This window comes from Achromobacter sp. Root170 (genome assembly GCF_001428165.1).
GTDB lineage: Bacteria > Pseudomonadota > Gammaproteobacteria > Burkholderiales > Burkholderiaceae_B > Achromobacter > Achromobacter mucicolens.
The window spans coordinates 35572-56136 of record NZ_LMHN01000017.1; the positions used below are offsets into that span (position 1 = coordinate 35572).

18 protein-coding genes are annotated in these 20565 nt (G+C 71.5%); all 18 read right to left on the reverse strand.

Features of this window, described 5'->3' with window-relative positions; genetic code table 11:
* Positions 1-8 precede the first annotated feature (8 nt).
* On the reverse strand, positions 9-2123 hold the full coding sequence (locus ASD87_RS20910) for a phage tail protein (protein ID WP_056326104.1): 2115 nt from the start codon (positions 2121-2123) through the stop codon (positions 9-11).
* The gene (locus ASD87_RS20915; protein WP_056326108.1) at positions 2120-5245 is read right to left on the reverse strand and encodes a putative baseplate assembly protein; all 3126 of its coding nucleotides are present in this window, start codon (positions 5243-5245) and stop codon (positions 2120-2122) included. The genes ASD87_RS20910 and ASD87_RS20915 overlap by 4 nt, the downstream gene beginning before the upstream one ends.
* Positions 5242-7698, reverse strand: a complete 2457-nt coding sequence (locus ASD87_RS20920) for a hypothetical protein (RefSeq protein ID WP_056326110.1) — start codon at positions 7696-7698, stop codon at positions 5242-5244. The genes ASD87_RS20915 and ASD87_RS20920 overlap by 4 nt, the downstream gene beginning before the upstream one ends.
* Positions 7695-8057: a GPW/gp25 family protein gene (locus tag ASD87_RS20925; RefSeq protein WP_056326113.1), complete on the reverse strand. Its 363-nt coding sequence runs from the start codon at positions 8055-8057 to the stop codon at positions 7695-7697. Before ASD87_RS20925 ends, ASD87_RS20920 begins: the two co-directional genes overlap by 4 nt.
* Positions 8058-8068: 11 nt before the next feature.
* Positions 8069-8392, reverse strand: coding sequence for a hypothetical protein (locus tag ASD87_RS20930; RefSeq protein ID WP_056326115.1), 324 nt, complete (start codon positions 8390-8392; stop codon positions 8069-8071).
* A gap of 24 nt (positions 8393-8416) precedes the next feature.
* Complete coding sequence (locus ASD87_RS20935) at positions 8417-8932, reverse strand: phage baseplate assembly protein V (RefSeq protein WP_056326117.1); 516 nt, start codon at positions 8930-8932, stop codon at positions 8417-8419.
* Complete coding sequence (locus tag ASD87_RS20940; protein ID WP_227741290.1) at positions 8929-10077, reverse strand: hypothetical protein; 1149 nt, start codon at positions 10075-10077, stop codon at positions 8929-8931. Before ASD87_RS20940 ends, ASD87_RS20935 begins: the two co-directional genes overlap by 4 nt.
* Positions 10049-10390, reverse strand: a complete 342-nt coding sequence (locus tag ASD87_RS20945; RefSeq protein WP_056326123.1) for a hypothetical protein — start codon at positions 10388-10390, stop codon at positions 10049-10051. The genes ASD87_RS20940 and ASD87_RS20945 overlap by 29 nt, the downstream gene beginning before the upstream one ends.
* Entirely contained in the window at positions 10387-11040 is a 654-nt protein-coding gene (locus ASD87_RS20950) for a hypothetical protein (protein WP_056326125.1), read from the reverse strand. The genes ASD87_RS20945 and ASD87_RS20950 overlap by 4 nt, the downstream gene beginning before the upstream one ends.
* Positions 11037-11306, reverse strand: a complete 270-nt coding sequence (locus ASD87_RS20955) for a hypothetical protein (protein WP_056326128.1) — start codon at positions 11304-11306, stop codon at positions 11037-11039. Before ASD87_RS20955 ends, ASD87_RS20950 begins: the two co-directional genes overlap by 4 nt.
* An 8-nt stretch (positions 11307-11314) precedes the next feature.
* Positions 11315-12475 carry a DUF4157 domain-containing protein gene (locus tag ASD87_RS20960; protein WP_156403485.1) on the reverse strand — a complete coding sequence of 387 codons (1161 nt, stop codon included), beginning with the start codon at positions 12473-12475 and terminating at the stop codon, positions 11315-11317.
* Between the two features lie 8 nt (positions 12476-12483).
* Positions 12484-12726 carry a hypothetical protein gene (locus ASD87_RS27015; protein ID WP_142053526.1) on the reverse strand — a complete coding sequence of 81 codons (243 nt, stop codon included), beginning with the start codon at positions 12724-12726 and terminating at the stop codon, positions 12484-12486.
* Positions 12723-14666, reverse strand: a complete 1944-nt coding sequence (locus tag ASD87_RS20970) for an ATP-binding protein (protein ID WP_056326135.1) — start codon at positions 14664-14666, stop codon at positions 12723-12725. Before ASD87_RS20970 ends, ASD87_RS27015 begins: the two co-directional genes overlap by 4 nt.
* Positions 14663-15955, reverse strand: a complete 1293-nt coding sequence (locus tag ASD87_RS20975; RefSeq protein ID WP_056326137.1) for a DUF4255 domain-containing protein — start codon at positions 15953-15955, stop codon at positions 14663-14665. Before ASD87_RS20975 ends, ASD87_RS20970 begins: the two co-directional genes overlap by 4 nt.
* Positions 15952-16737 carry a hypothetical protein gene (locus ASD87_RS20980; RefSeq protein ID WP_056326140.1) on the reverse strand — a complete coding sequence of 262 codons (786 nt, stop codon included), beginning with the start codon at positions 16735-16737 and terminating at the stop codon, positions 15952-15954. Before ASD87_RS20980 ends, ASD87_RS20975 begins: the two co-directional genes overlap by 4 nt.
* Positions 16734-17459: a hypothetical protein gene (locus ASD87_RS20985; protein ID WP_056326144.1), complete on the reverse strand. Its 726-nt coding sequence runs from the start codon at positions 17457-17459 to the stop codon at positions 16734-16736. Before ASD87_RS20985 ends, ASD87_RS20980 begins: the two co-directional genes overlap by 4 nt.
* A 12-nt stretch (positions 17460-17471) precedes the next feature.
* Positions 17472-17996 carry a phage tail protein gene (locus ASD87_RS20990; protein WP_056326957.1) on the reverse strand — a complete coding sequence of 175 codons (525 nt, stop codon included), beginning with the start codon at positions 17994-17996 and terminating at the stop codon, positions 17472-17474.
* A gap of 67 nt (positions 17997-18063) precedes the next feature.
* A complete protein-coding gene (locus tag ASD87_RS20995) occupies positions 18064-20346 on the reverse strand; it encodes a phage tail sheath subtilisin-like domain-containing protein (protein ID WP_056326146.1) in 2283 nt (760 codons plus the stop codon).
* Between the last annotated feature and the right edge of the window lie 219 nt (positions 20347-20565).

The following is a 20565-nucleotide window of genomic DNA, read 5'->3' on the forward strand; positions in this document are numbered from 1 at the left end:
CAGAGGGCTCAGTTCACAGGGATCAATCCCGCTTCGAGGCCGAAGCGCAGATACTCGTCCAGCGCCTGTCGCAGATTGGCTTCGCGCTGGGCCTGCAGCAGGAAATTCCAGGCGCCCATCTCGGCGCCGTTGTCCGCGCCCTCGCGGATCTCGGCCGCGCAACTGCGGGCCAGTTGGCCATACGACGGTGAGCCGAACGTGGTGGCGGTGAACGACGGGGCGACACGCGCCGCCGCGCGCTTGGCGGCCGCGCCGGTCAGGTCTTGCATGGCCAGATCGGGCTGGCAGCGGTAGCGGCGCGGCGTGACGGACGGCATGGGCACGTGGCAATAGCGCACGCAGCCCTCTTGCCGGCGGTTGATGGCAAGCGTGCCGCCGAACAACGTGTTGGACGCGTCCAGCCGTCCGGCGGCCACGCGCCCGAACAGCGTGCTGGCCAGGATGCGCAGGGCGCTGTCGTCCACATCGACCGCGGCCGCGGCGCTGCCTTGCGCATCGATGAGGCTTGCGTCGATCTCCACCGACGCAAGCGGCGATGCGCAGCGCACGGGCCCGCAGATGCAGCGCGTCAACCGCAGTTCCAGTTCGGGCGCGGCGCCCGTGTGACGCACGCCGCCGCGCGCCGGCGCCAGCGTGCAGTGGCGCAGCGCAACGGCGCGCAGCGCCCCTTCCAGCCGCAGGCGGCCGTCCAGAAGCAGCCCGTCGAGCCGGATGCGGGTGCTGGCGTTGCCGCGCACGCGCCAATCGCCTTGCAGCACGGGACGGCGCAGCGGCGCGGCCTCGATCGACAACCGCGTGTCGGGCAGCACAAGATCGGGGGCAATGGTCTCGGTGCCGTCGTGGTCGATCACGATGCGCACCCGCTGGCCCGCCAGCACCGCGGCCAGCGCCGCCGTCAGCGTCGGCGTGGCCGCCGAGGGCACGCGCAGGAGGGTGTCGAACGCATTGTCGAACGCGCCAGCCGCGTCATCATTCGCGTCATCGTCATCGGTCGTGCTGCGGGCGTAGGGGCCCGCGCCGATGTCGCCGGGAAAGCCGTAGGCATAGCGCACCTGCACCGATTGCGCGGTGACGCCCGGCGGCAGGGCCAGCCGACCGCGATGCGGATCCAGGCCGACCAGCACGCCGCCCGCGCCGGGAAAGCTGCGGTCCGGCCGCCCGGGCTTGCGCGACTTGAACACCAGGGCAGTGTCGGGCCGGCGCCATGCTACGGGCGCGACGCCGGGGATGGGCGCAAGATTGCAGATCACCAGATGCTCGGCGGGAACCGGCTGGCCGTCCAGCCACACCTGCACGACGGGGCCGGCGGCGCTGTCGGCAAACCAGCCTTGCGGGGGCGCGTCGCCATCGGTCAGGGCCTGGCGGCGCGCTTGCAGTTCCGCATGCAGATCGCGCCAGGACAGCGGTTCGGGCACGTTGATCGGCTCGGCCAGGTGGTCGATGTCGGTCTCGGTGCGCGGCCGGTTGAAAAGGGGCTGGTCGCGGCCCAGCGGATCGATGGTGTAGAAGCCGTCGTGCGTGGTGGCGCGCGCTGCATCGCCGCGCTGCACGGTGTACGACTGCAACCGCCAAAGAAAGAGTGCGACGTTGGGCAGGTTGTAGCGTCCGGCCGGCAGCGCGCGCACGTGGGCGGTGTGCAGCTCGGCGCCGAAGGGGCCGTCCACGCGTTCCATCGCGCGCGAATCGCGCAGGTCGGGCGTGCGCAGCGCATGCGCGCGGGGGTGATTGACGTGCTGCGTGGTGGCGACGCGCTCGAAGCACTCGGACACGCGGCTCGGCCAGCCGGTGGCGTTTGCCGCCAATTCTTCCAGCACCAGCGCCGTGCCCTTGCGGCGGCGCAGCCGCAGCGTGTTGGCCACCAGCGCCCGCGGCGAAAAGGCGGCGCCCACGGGATACAGCGCGCGCACGCCGAGCAGGTCGCCCAGATACGGCACCACCCAGTCCTCGCAGGTTTCGATGAACCAGTTGTCGTAGAGCCGGTCCACGTCGGCGTCCACCAGCGCGCCTTGGCGCGCCAGCACGTCCAGCAGCGCGCGCAGCGGCCCGCCGGCGGCGGCGTCGCGTTCGCGGTAGAACGCCGGCAAGAGGGCCATCAGGGCATCGGCATCCAGGCGGGTGTTCATGTGCGCTCCGACAAGTCGATGCCGGCGGGATCCGGGCGCAGCAGCTCGGCAGGCTGCAGGGCGCCCTGTTGCCAACGCGCGGTGCGCGCCGGTAGCAGGGCGTCCGGACCGTTGCTGCGCCGCGCGCCCGCGCCGTCCAGACCGGCATTGAGCACCAGTGCGTCCAGATCCACCCACGCGACGCCCGGCACGCCCTGCAAGACCGCAAGCACCTCGGCGCCGTGCACCGGCTGGCCGAACGCCCGCGCGGCAAAGCCGAAGGCATCCAGGACGCGCGCGCGGGCGGCTACCAACACGGCCGCCGCTTCAAGGCGCGGATCGATGCCCAGGCCCGCCCGCAGGCCGAAATCCAGGTAGCGGCACGGCGCCACCTTCAGCGGCTGGTAGGGCGGGCGCGCCGCGTCGATGGCCGCGAGCAGGTTGCGATACAACGCGCCGGCCGGATCCAGCGCGGCGCCATCTTCGCCCGCGACGGTCAGGTGCACGAGCCGTTGCTCGCCGTCCCACTGCCATACCGCCTGCGCCTTGCCGATGCCGGTAAAGGCGGCCGCGAAATCCTCGAAGTCGCGCAGCGACACGATGCGGTCCAGCGTGCGCACCCGCAGCGGCGCATTGCGGCGGGCGGCGTCGCCCGCTTCGGGGTCCACGCCGCCGGTCGCGGGCGCGGGGTTGACGACCGCCTTGACGCCGGGCGCGCGCGTTAGCAGCACGCTCAACTGGCCGGGCGCGACGTTGCCTTCACGGCCCAGGCCCACGCGGTAACGCGCCTGGACGTTGCCCGATCCGGACGGCAGACGCGCGCCATGCAGGCCGTCGCCGAACTGCACGGTGGCCCCGCCGCTGTCGTCCACGCGCAGCAGATATGCGCGGTCGTCCGGCGCCAGCGCGGTGATGCGCGGCGCCTCGTCCCACAGCAGGCCGTCTACGCGGACCTCCAGGCTGCTCGCCGCGCCGCTGGCGGTGGGCGCGGGCACGAACGTCAAGGGCTTTTGCTGCAGCGTGAAACGCTGGAAGGCGCGGTTGCCGGCGCCGCTGCCCAGCACCTCCGGCTGGATGCGCATCTGCCGGCTGTCGCCGTGGCTGGCGGGCGCGACGTTGGCGTTGATGCGCACCGTGGCGGGCAGATAGGCGTGCGCCAGGTCGGCGTCCAGCACGAGCGTCGTGCGGCCGCCAGCGCTGTCGTTGCGCTGGATGCGCACGATGTCGCTGGCGTCGGCCAGCGTGACGGTGGCGCGCGCGCCATCCTCGAATTCCAGGTCGGCGCTTGCGCGGTCGCGCGCCACGCGCACATTGGCCACGGCATCGCCGCGCAACAGCCGCTCGCGCGGCGCAACGTTGGCGGCATCGGTTTCGGTCAGGATCAGGCCCGACACCGCCAGCACGCGGTCTTGCGGCAGGTCGGGCTCGTACGACGCCAGCACCAGCGTGTGGCCTTGCGTCAGCCCCGAGGCCGGACGCACGCCCCAGTCCAGCGGGTCGGATTCGCCGTAAGCCGTGGTCTCGCGCAGGGCGTCGTTGAACTGTTCGCGCACGCGCTCGCCCCGCAGCGTGAGGCGCGTGGTCGGTCCCGCCAGCGCAAAGCCCGCGCGCGCGTCGGGGCCCGCGTCGGCAATGCGGTACAGCTCTTCATAGCCCGGCATCGACAGCACGGTCCAGCCGCCGGCCACCCATTTGGGATAGGAGGCGTCCAGGTGCACGGCGTGCACGTCGCCCGGGTACAGGCTGGCCGCGGGAATCGTCTGGCGCGCCAGGCCCGGTCCGGACCACGCCAGCACGAAGGTGGCGTCGCCGCCCGCCTCGTAGTATTCGATGCGGATGTCGTGCTTGCGCCCCGCCACGAGCCGCGCGCTGGCGCTGTATTCGGTGGGAGATTGTTCGCGCCACTGGTCGATGAGCAGGTTGCCGTCCACCCACAGCCGCACGCCATCGTCGGCCGTGACGTGAAAGGTGTAGCTGCCGCTGTCCGGGGCGCGCACCCAGCCCGTCCAGCGCACGCAGAAGTTGTCCGCGGGCACGCCGTCGCCGGGGCCGCCCGCGGCCCAATGAAAATCCAGCTGCGGATCGGTGCGGGTCATCACGCGCTGGCTGAAGGTGCGGCCACGGTAATACTCGCCGTACAGCCCGGCGCCGGGGCCGCTGGCGCCGGGCGGATCGGACACCTCGGCCAGCGTATAGCCCGGCCACTGCGGAAACTGGCTGAATGACGGCTTGGCGTCGTCGGCCATGCCCAGGTAAGCCGCGCGCAGCGTGGCGGGCATGGCGCGCCAATCGGGCGCGTTGTAGCCGAACAGGCGGGCTTGCGCGCGCAGCGCGAAGCAGCGCGGGTTGCGCCCCGCGGGCTGCACGTGCGGCGCGGCGCTGCCCAGGCCCCGCTCCAGCGAGATCAGCGTATAGGCGGGCGCGCCGTCTTCGCCGGGACCGGGCACGTATTCGCGGACCTGTGTCAGGCGGCGGAAGTCCCAATTCTCGTTACCCGGATCGCGCGCGCGCTCGTCGCCAACGATGAGCACGGCGTCGCCGGCCTTCAGGCGCGTGGCCGCGCCGGCCAGGCACAGCGTGCGCGCGCCAAAGCGCGTGGGCGCCGGTTCCAGCCACGCCAGTTCCAGCGCGTTCCAGGCGGCGCGCGCCTCGACGGCCTGCAGGGTTTCAAAGGTCTGCGCGCGTTCGTCCTGCGCGGGCACGCTTTGCGCGCGAGTCCAGGGCTCGATGCGGGCGCGAGCGGGCGCGCCCGGCGCGGTTTCCAGCGAGAACGCCAGCCACGTCGTCGCCGCCACGCCCGGCCGCAGTTCATAGCCGATGGCCCGCGCCAGCGACTGCACCGACCGGCGCTCGGTCGCGGTCCGCAGGTAGCCCTCGTTGCCGATCCGCTCCTGATAGAACGCCAGCACGTCCAGCACGGCCGCCCAGGCGTCGAACAGGGCAATGACGGGGTCATCGCGATCGCGCGTCGTCAGCGCGGCCAGGGCCGGCGAGCGCGCCAGGTCCGCGGTCAGGCTGGCAAGAAAACGGCCGTGTGTGCCGATGCGCAGGCGCAAGGCGGGCTGGCCGGGCGGATTGGCCAGGTCCGACGGCGTGAGCGCGGGCTGCCCGGCGCAGCAGCCGCAGTCGTCGCGAATCGTCATGATCCGCCCTCCACGATGAAGTCGATGCGGCCGTTCTCCGGAAAGTTCGGATCGCCGTCGGCGCGCAGCACTTCCAGCGGCGCGGCCAGCAGACGGCCAGTGTCCAGTTCGCCCGCCGGGTCGCGGCCCCAGCGCTGAAAGCGTTCTGCCCGCGCCGACGCCACGCCCGGCACGGCCATGACGGCGCGCATCAGCGCCGACAGCGCCAGCGGCGTGCCGAAGGTGTAGCGGTCGGGATGAAAGAAGCCCGGCCGGCCCGCGCGGTCCAGGCCCGCGGTGAAAGCATCGCGCAGCGCCGCCTTGACGTCCGCGGCGAAGTGGCCGGGCGCGGCGCAGACGCGCACCAGGATGTCCAGCGGCACATGCACCGGGTCCGAGAACTCCAGGTCCTGTCCGGCCAGCCGGAAGCGTTCCATGAAGGCGCGCAGCGTGGCGCGAAACGGCGCATCGACGGCCAGCCCGCCGCGCCGGTCCACGGTCAGGAAGACGGTGTGCCAGCTGCCCGTCCAGCGCAGGCGGGCCGCCGCGCGTTGGACCTGCGGATGGCGCTGCGCCAGCCGCGCATAGTCGTCGGCGGTGACCGCGCGCTCCTGCACCCGGAAGGCCTCGGGCGCGTTGAGCTTGATCGCATCGGCCGGTTCCGGTGCGGCGCCGCCCTGCGCGGGAAGGGGATTGCGCACGCGTGCCACCCCCAGCATCAGGTCGGGATCGTCGGTGACGAGCGCGCCGATGGCTTCCGCACCCACGTTGCCTTGCGGTCCGCCGCCCAGCCGATAACGTGCCAGCAGGCGTTCGCCGGGCGCGGGCGCGGCGCCATAGCGGTTGTCGCCAAAGCGCAGCCAGGCCGCGCCGTCGTGTTCCATCTCGACGACGAATTCGCGCGCGTCGCGCGCGCTGGCCAGCAGGCTGCGCTGGGGCGACCAAGGCGGGCTGGCCGGGGCGGGCACGTCGCCGGGCTGATCGGCGTCGTCTGCCTGCAGCGACATGCCGCTGGGCAGCGCTCGGCGCGGGTCCTGGGCCAGCGCCGCGCTGGCGGGCAGCGGCCCCGCCACGGCAAGCTCATGCCGGTAGGGCTCGGCGCAGGCCAGGCCGGCATCCGGCAGGCGCGGCCGGTAGGGACGCGCGGCAAACGCATCGCGCGCCGTCGCGGTATCCGGCAGCAACGGCGTCCAATCGCGCTGCATGCCGTGATCGGCCAGGACCACGTTGCCGCGCGCCACCGATACCGCGCGTTTGACCAGCGCGCCGCCCTCGTCGAACTCCTGGCTCACGCACAGCGGGAACGGCAGCGCATCGTCCGGATGCCAGGCGATCAGCAGCAGTTCGGTGCCGGTCAGGTCGTCGCGGCCGGTGCGCGTTTCGGTCAGGCGCACGGCGTGGCGATGCGTGCGGTCCGCATCGGCCTTGCGGCCCGTCAACGGGTCTATCGTCTCTTCGAATACCAGCACGTCGCCGGGCGCAAGGGCCAACGGCGGATCGTTCACCAGCGCCGCCTGCGTCTGGCCGCGCGGCAGGCAGTACGCCGGGTCGGCGAAGTCATGCAGAAAGATGCGGCTGTGCGCGGCGTGCAACAGCAGGTCGTGCAGCGTTTCGAACACTTCGATGCCGGGCGCCGGCAGCCCGTCCAGCGCGTCGCGGCGGCGCACGGGGGCCGCAAGCGCGGCTTCCGGGGAACTGGTCAATAGCGGCGTGCCGGCCGGGATGACCTTGCCTTCGCCCGCCGCGTGGGCTTGGACAGTGACGAAGACCCGCGCGTTGCAGCCGTCATGCAAGGGATAGTCCAAGAGGCGCGCATGACGATGCAATGAGGTTCGGCGGCGCGCGGTGTCCAGGTACGCTTCGGTGGCGGCGGCGTCCTGCGCGTACGACAGGTGGTCGGCCGCATAGGCCAGCGTTTCCACCAGCGCCACGGTGAAATCCGCGGGATTGCGCTCGGTGAAGTCGGGCATGCTTTGCGACAGGCGGTCCAGCATCAGCCGCCGGAAGCTCTCGTAGTCCTTGGCCAGGTAATCGAGCAGCGGCTCGGGCGGCGCGGGCGCATCGCACGCGCGCATATCGGCGCAGTCGAATTCCGACGGGCATCCGGCCTTGAAGTTGATCTCGATGGTGGACAGGCACAGGTCAAAGCCCGGCGCGGGCGCGTCGGGATCGGCGGGGTTCACCAGCGCCAGCGTGTACCACGAGAAGTCGCCGGCCTTGTCCACGCTCAGCCGGATCTCGTTGCCCGACAGCACCGGGTCCGCCGCCGGCGCAATGCCGCGGATGCGCGTGCCGCCTTCGATGCGCACGTGGGCGCGGCCGATGCCGGACACCGGATGCACGCACACCACGCGCAGCGTGCGCTGGTCGGCCGCATCGATCTCGACGAAGGCGATGCCGTTGTCGCCGGGCGGCTGCTGGGCGCGCAGCAGTTGCAGGCGGCGGGGGTTGGCGCTGCGGAACTGGCGGTTCATGGCACGTCCCGGGTAAAGCGCGCCAGCCGCCGTTGCTGGCCCTGGCGCAGCACGTACTGCACGTCCACCTGCAGGGTGGCATCGCTATGCGCGACGTTGACGGACTCCACCGCGATGCGCTCGCCCAGCCACTGCTGCAGCGCACCCTGCACGCTCATCTGTACGGCGGCGGCCAGCGTATCGCTGTTGGGCGCGAACACCAATTGCAGCAGGCCGCAGCCGAAGTCCGGCCGGTTGACGCGTTCGCCGGGCACCGTGAACAGCACCTGTTCGATCATGTCGCGCACGTGCTCGGCGTCATCGGCATCGCGGCTGCGGCCGCGCGCGTCGGGCTCGAACGGAAAGCGCAGGATGGCCATGGCGGTGCGCCTTACATGCCCACGACGCGCGCCTGCGCCTGCAGCGCCAGCATGGGCGTGCCGGTGGGCGTGCAGATCGACGCGCCGGCCTGCAGCGCGGCCGGCTGTCCGCCGATCAGCACACGCGTCGCGCCGCTTAACCACATGCCGGTGACGCAGGGGCCGTTGCCCGAGGGCGGGGGCGGAAAGGCGCAGCCCGCGATCGAATACGTCGACAGGATGGTCACGGCCGGCTGGCCCGACAACAGCACGCGCGGGTTGGGCGACAGGGGAACGGCCTGGCCGCCGTGCGAACACTGCACGGTGGCGCCAAGATGCAGCAAGGGTCCGGGCATGGCTGCGCCTCCTGTGATGCAAAGTCAGGTCACCGTCAGGGCGCCCTGGTTGATGTTGACGGCCGGACCGGCAAGCATCACGGTCGCGCCCTGGCCGTTGGACAGCGTGATGCCCACGTCGCTGATCGAGATCATCGCGCCGGTCTTGGTCTTGAGCAGGATGCCGCCCGTGGGGCCGGGCAGGTCGGAAATCATCAGCGTGTTCTGTCCACCCGTCTGCAGCACGATGCTGGGCGACACCGGCAGCCCCGCCAGCGCCAGCGCGGGCACTTCGGCGGCCGAGCCCCAGAATCCGCCGACCCAGATCGGGTAGTCGGGCTTGCCTTGTTCAAACTCCACCCACACGCCCGAACTGACTTGCGGCACCACGAAGACGCCGCTCTGCTGGCCGGCGAACGGGACGCAGGGCATGGCCCAGCTTGAGACGCCCAGGCCCAGCACGTCGGGCACCTGCACCTGGATGCGGCCCATCTGCATGGGATCGACGTTGTTGATCACCACGCCGCGGAATTTGCCGTAGTGGCGTTGGGGGTCTGTCATGGCGGCACCAGGGGCAGGGTCGAGATCAGGCCATTGCGGGCCAGCGAGAATTGCTGGCGGAACTCGCCCGCCTTGAGCGTGCTGTCCACCCGCTTGACGTAGTACAGGCCGTCGAACGCCAGGCCCGCGCCGCGCACGCCCACAAGCTGGCGCGACTTGAGCACGTGGCCGTAGCGCAGCACGTTCAGCGATCCATCGGCGGTGACCGCGTCGGCGGTCGTGCCGGCGGCCATGGCCAGGCCGCGTCCCAGCGCGGCGGCCGGCGACAGCTTGGCCGTGTCCTTGAGCAGCGTCAGCCCCTTGGCCAGCGGCGGCAAAAGACCCAGCGGCGGGCTGGCCAGGCTGATGTCGGGAACCGGCAGGGGGATCGGAAACTTGGTCAGGGGGTTCTGGATGAAAATGACGGGCAGCGCGGCGTCCGACTGGTTCACCGAGAACGACAGCGACTCGACATTGCTGTGCACGTCCATGCCCAAATTGAGCGCCGGCTGCACCGGCCCCAGCCGGATTTCGGGGCCCCAGTACGCCACGTTGGCGCCGGGCAGCGGCCCCGGTTCGATGTAGAACACGTGGCCGACTTCCGCGGCCAGCTGCCGCACGTAGGCCAGGTCCGTGCCTTCATGCAGGGGAATGCGTTCGACGGGGATCGGCACATCGGTGAACGGCGACGGCACGACGAGCGGCAGCATGCCGTACAGCGCGTAGCGGCCGATGATGGCCGCGACACGCGCGGGCGGCGGCATCGCCGGGTAGGGCAGGCCGCTCATGTCCTGCTTGTCCATCGCCACCGTCAGGTCCTCGCCCGTGACGGTCAGGCGCGATTGGCCGGGCGCGTTGCCGTCGGTGATTTCCTGGCGCGTGACCAGCCCGTCCATCAGCACGGTGGGCAGTCCGTTCAGCGTGGCGATCAGGATGACCCGCAGCCACGGCACCTGGCCGCCCGCGATCACCAGCAGCGTGTGCAGCGGCGAGCGGTTGCTGACGGTGAACGACAGCTGAAAGCCTCCCGGGCCGTCGGCCGACGACGACACCTCGACGCGCTCCAGGCCATCCATGATGGGCCGCGGTGCGGGCACGGGCAGGCCGGGCCCCACCAGTAGCGTCAGGTGCACGCCGCTAAGCATCGCCGCCTCCGAATTGGCCATTGAATGGCGCGCCCAGCGCGGCGGGCAGCGTCACGCGCAGGCTTCGGCCGGGTGTCTCCAGCGCGGCCGGGCGTGGCGCGTCGTTGCCGTCCGCCAGACGCCAGAACTGCAGCGGATCGCCCAGCGCCGCCGCGGCCAGCCGGTCCAGCCGGTCGCCGGGGGCGACGGCCACCTCGCCGACCGCGGTAAGGGCCGCCGGGTCCGGCAGGAAGCGGCGGCGCAGGCAGACGAGCGGCCGGCCGTCGGGCCCCGGCATTTCAGCGGTGGGCACGCCGTGATACCGGCTGTTGGCGGGAAAGCGTTCCACGCTCATGGCAGGGACTCCAGTCCGACGGAGCCCAGGTCGCCCAGCCCTGCCAGCGCGGCCAGCCGTTCCTTGCGCTGCTGATACACCAGGTACAGATGGCCGCCCTTGTCGCCGAAGCCCAGGTCGCCGACATGCAGCACGCGCAGGCCCAGCGAGACCTTGGCGCGGATCGGATTCAGGCGCGCGTCGAAAGCCTCTTCGGTGATCGAGAAATCGGTCACGCGCACCGGCACCACGCGCTCGCGGCTCCAGACGAAGAGACTCAGCGGCGCGACCGTGGGCGCGATCTCCAGCGTGCCCAGATTCGCGATCTGGTTGTTGCGGATGAGCGCGGCGCTGTCCGGGTAGACGATGGTCTCCAGCGCCGCCAGCTGCGCGTGGATGCCGGTGTCGCGCGCGTCGCGGTGTTCGTCCGGAAACTCCAGCTGGTCGGTCGCGTCCAGCTCGGCGTCCAGCCGGATCGTCTCGGCCGGCGGCCCCTTGAGCCGCAGCGGCTCGCCCGCCGCGCCGCCGTCATCCACACTTTGCGGCTGCAGCGATCGCGTCAGCGTCTCGGGGTTGTACTGCAGCGAAATCACGCGCTGCACCGCCCCGCTGGACGGATCGATCAGGATGATGCCGCCGCGCAGCAGGCGGGGCGAAAGCGGTCCGCTCATGGGTAGGCCTGCGGCTCGGCGGCGTTGCGCACGGCGGTGATGCGCTGCGCGCCCACCAGCGATTCGGGCCAGTTGCGCGCCGCGCTGAACAGATCCGGGCGGTAGTCGAACTCCAGCACGAAGCGCGATACCGGCACGCGCGCCACGCAATCGATTTCGACGGCGCGCAGTTTGCCCGGCGGCTCGTCGACCATGGTGACGTCGGCATAGCGCGTCTGGCACAGGTCGAGCACCTCTCCCACGGTCTTGCCAATCCAGTCTTGCATGACGGCTCCTAGATGAGGCTCATGTTCTTGGGGACCGCGCTGGCGGCGTCGGGCCGGCAGGCGCGGTAAAAGCAGACGCCGCAGCCGTCGATCGATGCCCGCACGCCGGTCTCGACCTTGGCCTGGAACGTGCCGGTGGCGGCGGCAAAGGCGTCGTTCCAGCGCGTCTTGAAATCGACGTTGCGCTTGCGGCAGTCGTACACCGCTTCGTAGTCCTGGATGTTCAGCGCGTAGTGGCAGCTACCCGCCCCGATGTACTTGACCCAGCCCTGGTTGCCGGCCATGAAGTTGGCCACGTCCGCGCCGGAAAACGCCACGCCCAGCTTGGATCCTTCCGAGCTGCTGTAGGGATGGGTGTGGTACGTGCCGAGGGTGTAGTCGCCTTTTTTCTCGGCGGGCAGGCTGATGCTGCCGCCGCCGCCCGAGCCCGTGCGGATGACGCGCTTGCCGTCCTTGTCGGACACGATGCGGCCGCCGTGCTCCTGCACGGTGTCGCCGCCGTGCCCAGACTTGGACCAGGCGTCGTTGACCGCGTCGTACACGTCGTCCGGCATGGTGTGCGTGCCGGGGCATTTGCGTGCTTCGGCCTCGGCCACGCGCAGGTCGCCCATGCCGACGCGCTGCACGGTTTGCGCCAGTCCTGGCGCGGCGATGGGCTGGGACAGGCTGCGCGCCGCGCGGTCGGCCTGCGCCTCAAGCGGCGAGTCGGCCGCGCCCAGTTCCAGCGGCAGCCCGGGGCGGTAGCGCGCCTGCTGCTGCACCACGTGCGCCAGTTCATGCGCCAGTAGTTCGCGGCCCTGCCGCGTGCGCGGGGCATAGCGTCCGGCCCCGAAGGCGACGTGCGGGCCGACGGTGTAGGCCTGCGCATGCAGCGCGCGCGCCGAGTCCGCGGCCCGGGCATCGGCGTGGATGCGCACGCGGCCGAAGTCGTGGCCGTAGCGCTGCTCGAATTCCGCGCGGTCGGCGGCGGCCAGCGGCTCGCCGGGGCTGCGCAGCACGTCCTCGACCTGATCGGGCACCGCCGTCTTCGCGCGCCCGCCCAGCGGCAAGGCCGTGCAGCCGGACTTGCCGCCGCTCTTGCCGCCGCATCCGCAGGCGCAGCGGCGCAGCACCAGGCGCGAGCGCGGCGGCGCGGTGTCAGGTTGCGGCGTGAACAAAGCCGTTCGCATGGCCAGGCTCAATGCTTGAGGTGGAATGTGTCGGCGATGGCGCGCCCCGCTTGCGCGCCGGCCTGCTCCGGCTGCGGGCCGTCCGCCACGGTGCGCACCTGATCGGCGCTGCCATCGGCGGCGGCGCCGTTGTGCTGCGCGGCGCGCCGCACCAGTTCGTGCACCAGCGCGGCCACGAACGCATTGCGCTGGGCGGCGTCGTGGCTCGGCAGGCTGAGCGCGCGGATATGCAGATGGATTGCGGATTTCATGGCCATCCCCTCGTTTCGGCGTCGGCCAGGGGCCGCTCGCGTTTGGCGGCTTCGGCGTGCGCGGCTTGCAGCACGTGAGCCATGGTGACATCGGAGCCGGCGTCGGCGGCCAGGAAGGCCGCGTTCAGCGCGACGTTGCGGATGCTGCCGCCCGTCAGGTTCAGCCGCGCCAGCTGGCGCGGATCGAGGTCGCGGGTGGGCGTGGCGGCCGGGAACACGCCGCGCCAGATGCGCGCGCGCTGGTCCTGGTCGGGAAACGGAAACTGCACGACAAAGCGAAGCCGCCGCAGGAATGCGCTGTCCAGGTTGGACTTCAGGTTGGTGGTCAGCACCGCCAGGCCGCGGTAGGACTCCATGCGTTGCAGCAGGTAGCTGATCTCGATGTTGGCGTAGCGGTCATGGCTGTCCTTGACCTCCGACCGCTTGCCGAAGAGCGCGTCGGCTTCGTCAAAGAGCAGGATCGCGCCGCCGTCCTCGGCGGCCTCGAACAGGCGCCGCAGGTTCTTTTCGGTTTCGCCGATGTACTTGCTGACGACAGCGGACAGGTCGATGCGGTACAGGTCCAGTCCCGTCTCGCGCGCCAGCGCTTCGGCGGCCATGGTCTTGCCGGTGCCGCTTTCGCCGGTAAAGAGGGTGGCAAGGCCCAGGCCGCGCGACTGCGCGGCGGCAAATCCCCAATCCTGGTGAACGCGGTAGCGCTGGCGCAGATGCGCCGCGATCTGGCGCAATACCGCCAACTGCGGCTCGGGCAGCACCAGGTCGTTCCAGCCTGCCGCGGGCGTCAGGCGCTGCGCCAATCCGTCCAGCCGGCGGCGGCTGGCCTGCGCACAACCCTGCCACAGCACGGCGGCCGGATCGGCGCCGTCCGCCAGCAGCGCGGGGGCGAGCGCCGCGGCGGTGAGCTGCAAGGTGCGCGAGTCCAGTCCAAACTGGCTGGCGGCATGGTCCACCGCCTGGCCCGCACGCGCGGCTGCCTGCGTACCCAATGCCTGCCGCCACAAGGTTCGGCGGTCCGCCTCCTGCGGCCGGGTCACGGGGTAGTGACGCGACGCCGCGCGCAAGGCGACCGGCTCGCGCATCCCCACAAGGCACAGGCCGCCAGCCTGTTCCACCAGATGCCGCGCCGCGGGCGGCAAGCCGTCGGACGCGTCGACATACAGGCCGGCGCCCAGCAGCACGGCCTCGCGCTGCCAGAGCGTCAGCATGGCGTTGCGCTCGGCCGCGTCCGCCGGCACGTCTTCGGCGGCCAGCGCCAGGCACGCCAGCCCGGCGGCATGCGCGGCGCGCGCCGCCACGTCCTCGTGCGCGCCGGCATCGTCGCCTTCCAGCACGAACACCGGCAATGGCGTGCCTTGCGCGGCGGCCACCTGCGCGGCGATCTGCTGCGACGCCTCCTCGTGCGCGGGCGCGGCGTGGGGCAGGGGCAGCGCTGGACGCAACAGCGGGCGAAGACGCGCGTCGGGTTCGTTCAACCCGGCCAGGTAGTGCAGCACGCGTTCGTCGATGCGCAACCGCGCGGTGCTCAAGTCGGTGGTGTCGTCCACGTCCAGCAGACGCCAGCGGCGCAGCGGGCGTTGCGGCGACAGCGCGCTCCAGTGCGCGCCTTCAAGCTCGGCCAGCGCCAGCGCGAAGCTGGCGTGGCGCTGGCCGCCGCTGCGGCCGTTGGCGTGGGCGCAAAGGTCCGCCAGCACCGCGTCCATCTCGATGCCGGCGCACAACAGCAGCAGGTCGCGCTCGAACGTGGACAGGCCGAAGATGGCCGTCAGCTGGTCGATGGCGGCGTCGCCGTCCATGGCGGCGCGCGCCTGGGCCAGCTGTTGCGCGCCGTGCCGGGGCGGCCGGCTGCCGGGCTTGCGCAGCCGAGTGCGCAGCCGCGTGAACTCCGCGGCCAGCAATTGCTGGTTGGCTTCGGTCCAGCCGGTGGGCGCGCGCGCGTTCATGGCAGCTCGATCTGGCGGTCAAGGTAGCGGACGGGGACCGACTCGCGGTCCACCAGCGGGCTTTCGATGCCGTCCACCCGCAGTCGCGCCAGAAAGCGCGTACCTGCTGGCGGCGCGTCGCGCCATTCGAAGATGAGCGCGCTGGCGGGCGCGGCGGCGGGTTCGGCGGGCAGTTCCCGGTCTCCCAACAGCAGGCTGGCGGCCTGGCCGGGCAAGAGCGGGGGCGCGATGCCCAGCGTCATGCGTACCGTGCCGGCGTTGCGCGTGGCCGAGGCCGGCGGCAGTACGGGTTCGGGCGCCAGCACCAGCGCAAGCTGATTGCTGTCGCGCGGCAGGCCGGTATCGGCGGCCTGCACGTGGGCATGCACGCGGTACAGGCCGACAGGCAGGTCTGCCGGCATCGTCAGCCGCAGCCAGGTATCCGTGCCGGCCTCGACGGGCACGTCGCGCTCGGCGTCCAGCGTGGCGTGGCGCAGCGTCACCCGCCGCGCCAGGCCGTCCAGATGATGCCCCACGAGCGTCACGAATCCGCCGGGCACGGCAACCGGTTGCCTGCCCGCCGGTTGCACGGACAAGAGCGTGGGCAGCGGCGGCGTCAGGCCGGGAAAGACCAGCACGCCCCGGTCGCGCGGCGTGCCGGGAATAGCCTCGCCGCGGGTCAGCACGGGCAGGGCGCCGCGCGCGGGCCGGCGCGATTCGATCAGCACCACCGACACCTGGAACGCCGCGGTCGGCCGGTAGTGGGCCTGTAGCGCGGACCACAGGCGCGACATCTCTTCGGCGCCCAGCGCCGCAGGCGTGATCTTCAACAGTTCGATCTGGCTGGCCAGGTCCGCGCCGCGCAGGCTCTGGTACACCGTGGGCAGGATGGCGCCATCGACCACGTCCGGATCCAGCGCGCGGCGCACGGCCTCGCGCGGCAGCACGGCCGACTCGTGCAGCAGTTGCAGCGCGTAGCCCAGCAGCACTTCGGCCTGCAGTTCGGCGCGGCCATAGGCCGTCAGCAGGTAGTGCAGATCCAGGGCCAGCGGCGGATTGGCGATGCGGTCGCCGGCGGCATCGCGCGACGGCAGCGCCGCGTTGCGCCATGCGGCGTTGGGCGTGACCTGATGCAGGAACAGGTTCAGCTGCGGGTCTTCCTGGTTGTCCAGCGACACGGCGTCGGGGGCCAGCGCGGAAACCTTGACGCCCGCGCCCAGCGTGTCCGTCACGGCGTGGTCGATCATGCCCGAGTCGAGCAGGTCCTTGATGACGGCGGTGACCGCCGCGATGGCCAGCGCGTTGCTCATGGCAGCCCCGCGCGCCGTGCGGCCAGGTAGTCGCGCAACGAGAGCGCGGACGATCGCGGAGCGGCCGCGGCACGCGGCGGCGGGGGCGCGACCTCAAGGCGGTCGATGGTGATGTGCACGTCGGGCGCGGATGATTGCTCGACGGGACGAGACGCAGGGGATGGGGCGTCGCGCCGTGCGGCAGGGAAGGGTAGCGATTCTGCGTCGGCCGCATTACTCGCAGCCGGTGCGTAGGCGACATCGGTAATCGCCTGCGCGGCGTGCATCGGTGTTGCGGACTCGGTGCGAGCGGGCGGCGCCAGGCTTGCGGAAACGGGCCGCTGCGCCTCAATGGAGATTGAATCCTGATCGCCCGGATCGGGCAGGAACGCGCTGCGTAATGGCGGGGGCGCCGCGTCCGTGCGCTGCGGCGCGCCGGACGTTCGCATACCGGCATCGGTTACTGGCGCGTTCGCAATGAAGTGCCTCTGCGGCATCGCCGCTTCGCGCCCGGAGGCACGTGCATGCACGTCCGCCGCCTCGTCGGCATGTTCGTATGCGCCGAAAGCCGCCCCTTGTGAAAACCGCTGCCCCAGACCGTTCCCGGCGTCCTCCAAGCCACGCCCGGCCTGCGCTGCCGAATCGCGCCCGGCAAGGTGAGCTTCCTGACCCTGCCCATCCGCGCCCAACGGATCCCGCGGCACGACGCCATGCAGCGCCGCCGTCAGCGGCGAAGGCGCGCTGCGCAGACGCGGGGCGGTGCCCAGGCTGCGGCTGGCCAGCTGGCGCAGGAATCCGCTCATGGCATGGCCTCGCTGTCGGCCATCGCCAGGTAGGCGGCGCGCCGGGCCGGGCCCAGCGCCAGCACCTGCGGCTCGGTCCAGCCGTAGGCGCGCGCCAGGCGATGCACGTCCCTCAACAGGCCGCGCGCGCACAGGCTGATGTCGTCCCACAGGCAGATGTCGGCATCCAACGCCGCCGTCCAGGCGTGGGCGCAGTCGGCGCAGCGCAACGACAGCGCGATGTTGGCGGCGGGGTCCAGCGCTTCCATGCGCGCCTCGATGTCGTCCAGCGCCGCGCCTTGCGGCAGGCTGGCCTCGGGCGGTGCGCCGACGCGGCACGCGCGCAACAACAGGGCGAGCGCGGCTTCGCTGTCGGCGGCCATCGCCGCGTGCGCCTGGTCCCGGCTGCTGGGCAGGCGCCAGGCGGCGCCGTGCGCGTCGAACATGGGCTCGGCGGACCCGCGCTCCGGCGGCGCGGGAAGTGTCTCGATCAGCGCGGCCAGGTCCAGGTCGAACGCCATCGCCGCGCCGCATGCGGGGCAATCGGCGCAGGCCGGCAGCCGCGCGCCGAACGTCGCGCGCCGAAGACGCAGCAATGCCAGCGTCCGCCATCCGACCGGCCGTGACGCCACCTCCTCGCCGGGCATCGCCACGGCCAGCGCGCGCAGGCCACGATCTATCGGGTGGCGGTCACGGCCTGCCTCCCACAGCGCAAGAATCTGCGAATCGATCAGGGCGTTCATCGCGGCGCTCCATCAAGCCGGCTCGACAAAGCTCGGTTCGGACGGCTCGGCAACTTCGTAGTCGCGCTCCCATCCTTCGTTTTCCAGCTTGATGGTCTGAATCGCGACGGCGTTGGCGTTGGCGTCCAGATCCGGGATGGCCTGGTATTCCGACACCCAGCAGCGGAACACCTTGTAGGCCAGCACCAGTTGCCCGGCTTCGTTGTAGACCTCGATGATGATGTCCTTGCGAAAGTTCTTCAGCGACACCTCGCTGCCCAGCCCCGAGCCAAAGTTCCACACCTTGTTGGCCCACTGCTCGAACTCGCGGTCGTGCGTGACGCCGCGCTCCAGCGTCACCGCCTCGTATTTGCTGCGGCCGGGGGACTTGCGCCCGCTGGACGGGTCGCCGCCTTCGCGGTGCTCGACCACTTCGGTGGTGCGCTTGAGCGCCGACACCTTGCTGATGCCGGCCACATAGCGGCCATCCCACTTCACCCGGAATTTGAAATTCTTGTACGGGTCGAAGCGCTGCGGATTGACGGTGAACTGCGCCATGGCAATCTCCTGGTAACCCTGGTCGGCGGGCGTGGCGGGCCGCAAGCGGCGCCGCCGCCCGCCGGGCTCAAGCCTGTATCTGGCCGGCCAGTTGCTGAATGCTGATGACGACGAACTCGGCGGGCTTGAGCGGCGCGAACCCCACCAGGATGTTGACCACGCCACGATTGATGTCGTCCTGCGTGGTGGTTTCCCGGTCGCACTTGACCAGATAGGCCTCGCGCGGCGAACTGCCCTGAAAGGCGCCCTGGCGGAACAGCGTGTTCATGAACGCGCCGATGTTCAGGCGGATCTGCGCCCACAGCGGCTCATCGTTGGGTTCGAACACCACCCACTGCGTGCCTCGGTAGAGCGATTCCTCCAGGTACAGGGCCAGGCGCCGCACGGGCACGTACTTGTACTCGGAGGTGAGCTGGTCGGCGCCGCGCAGCGTGCGCGCGCCCCAGCAGACCGCGCCGTACACCGGGAACGTGCGCAGGCAGTTGACCCCCAGCGGGTTCAGGCTGCCGTTCTCGCCATCGGTCAGCGTCGTGGCCAGCGAGACGACGCCGGTCAGGTTGGCGTCGGTGCCCGCGGGGGCCTTCCATACGCCCCGGTTGCCGTCCGTGCGCGCATACAGGCCGGCAACGGTGCCGCAGGGCGGCGCCAGGCGCGGCTTGCCGTTCTTGAGCGGATCGGACACGTACGTCCACGGGTAGTAGACGGCCGCGTGATCGGACTTGGGCAGCGCGGTGCCGTTGGCCACCGACACCATCGAGGCGGGGTCGGTCGCCGTGGGCGGCGCGTCCACGATCATGAAGGCGCGCCGCTCCTCGCAGTACGACGCGGCGTCGGCCAGGACGCCGCCGTGCGTGATGGCGGGCAGGCAGAGCAGGTTGAAGATGTCGGCGTCTTCCAGCGCATACAGCCCCTGGCGCAGCGCACGGCTGCCGATGAACGCGGCATAGACGTCGTCCGGCCCGTAAGGCGTTTCGGTGCCGCCTTCCAGCAGCGCGTCGACCGGCGGGGGCGAGGCGACGGCGCCCGCCATCAGATGCAGCGACGCCGCCAGATCGTTGGCCGGGGCTGCTGCCACCGCGATGGTGGAGCCCATGCCGCGCGAGCCGCTGGCCAGCACCAGCGTGCTGCCCTGCACCCGCGCCGTGAAGTCGCGGAAGGCGGGCGTGCCCGGGCGCAGCGCGCGCACCGCGGCCTGCAATCGCGCCGCCACGTCTTCCAGCTTGGCGGCCAGCGACCCGCCCGCGGCGGCGGCGTCGCCCACGCTCACGAGTTCCGGGCCCAGGCCATCCAGGGTGATGCGCAGGCTGGTGTGGGTGGCGTCGGGCAGCGCGTCCAGATCGGTCGCGCCGAACGTGTCGCTCGTCAGCGTGGCCGCGTCGGGGGTGGGCGCCGGGCGGATGATGGCCGCGCCATCGGTCTCGACACCGCCTGCCAGCGACCCCAGCATCAGCACGCCCGCGGCGTTGTTGCGCGCGCCGGGCAGCACGCGCACGCTGGCGTTTTCGCCGCCCGCGCCGGACGTCATGACAAGGGTGTTGCCGCTGCGCGCCGCCGTGAAATTGGCCAGCGCCGGACGGCCCATCGCCTGCGCCCGCACCTTGGCCTGGATCGCGGCGGCCAGCGCCGTCAGGCGCTGCGTTGCGGTGCCGCCCGCGATGTCGCCGGGCAGCGCGATGCTGACGCCGACGGGCTCCAGTCCGTTCACGGCCACGCGGAAATCGGTGTGCGTCGCGTCCAGCAGCGTCTGGACGTCGCCCAACGTGCCGCTGACGCTGGTGCCCGCCGGCAGCGCGTCCAGCGCGCCCTGCGACAGCATCCGCTCCAGCCTGACAAGCTGCGACACGCCCTGCACCAGGTCCAGCAGATAACGCGGGTCCTTGGCGTTCAGAGACACGTTGGCATAGCTTTCCGCCCGCCCATCGCTGGCGCGGATGAACTGGATGTTGAAGGTGCTGGACGGCACGGCAGTGGCGTGGTCCACCCGCACCTGGATGCTGTTGCCGGACACGCCGGGGTCCAGCGCCCGGACCGTCAGCACGTCCACCGCCGTGGCGCTGCGCAGGACGCGCTGCGCGGGCGATGCTTCCTTGACCACACGCACGACCCAGGCATCCGTGCCGCCGTTCACGAAGAACTGGCGGACGGCGTAACCAAGCTCGGAGTCGTCGGCAAGCCCGCCAAAGGCGCGCTCATAGTCGGAGAAGCTGAATATCCGGACCGCCTTGTTGACGGGACCGCGCGGGGCCGCGCCCAGGAAGGCGGCAACCGAGGTCGCGACCCCGGCAATCGTGCGAACGCCGCTGGGAATTTCCTGGATGTAAACCCCGGGATGGGACAGGGTAAGGGCCATGAGCTGCTCCTTCGCGCGGCTGTCCGGACGGGAGGTCCATGCCGCAGGAGAGGCTTAGAGAGCCGCCAGCGCGCCGTTTGAGTGCGGCAGGAAGGGCTGGCGATTCGCGCGAGGCTTGCGCGGGGTGGCGGGCGTTGCGCCGCTCTAGTTGGATTGCAGCGGAAAGGCAATCGGGCAAAAGCAGCAAGCCCTGGTAGGAACGAGTTATAGAATTTCTGC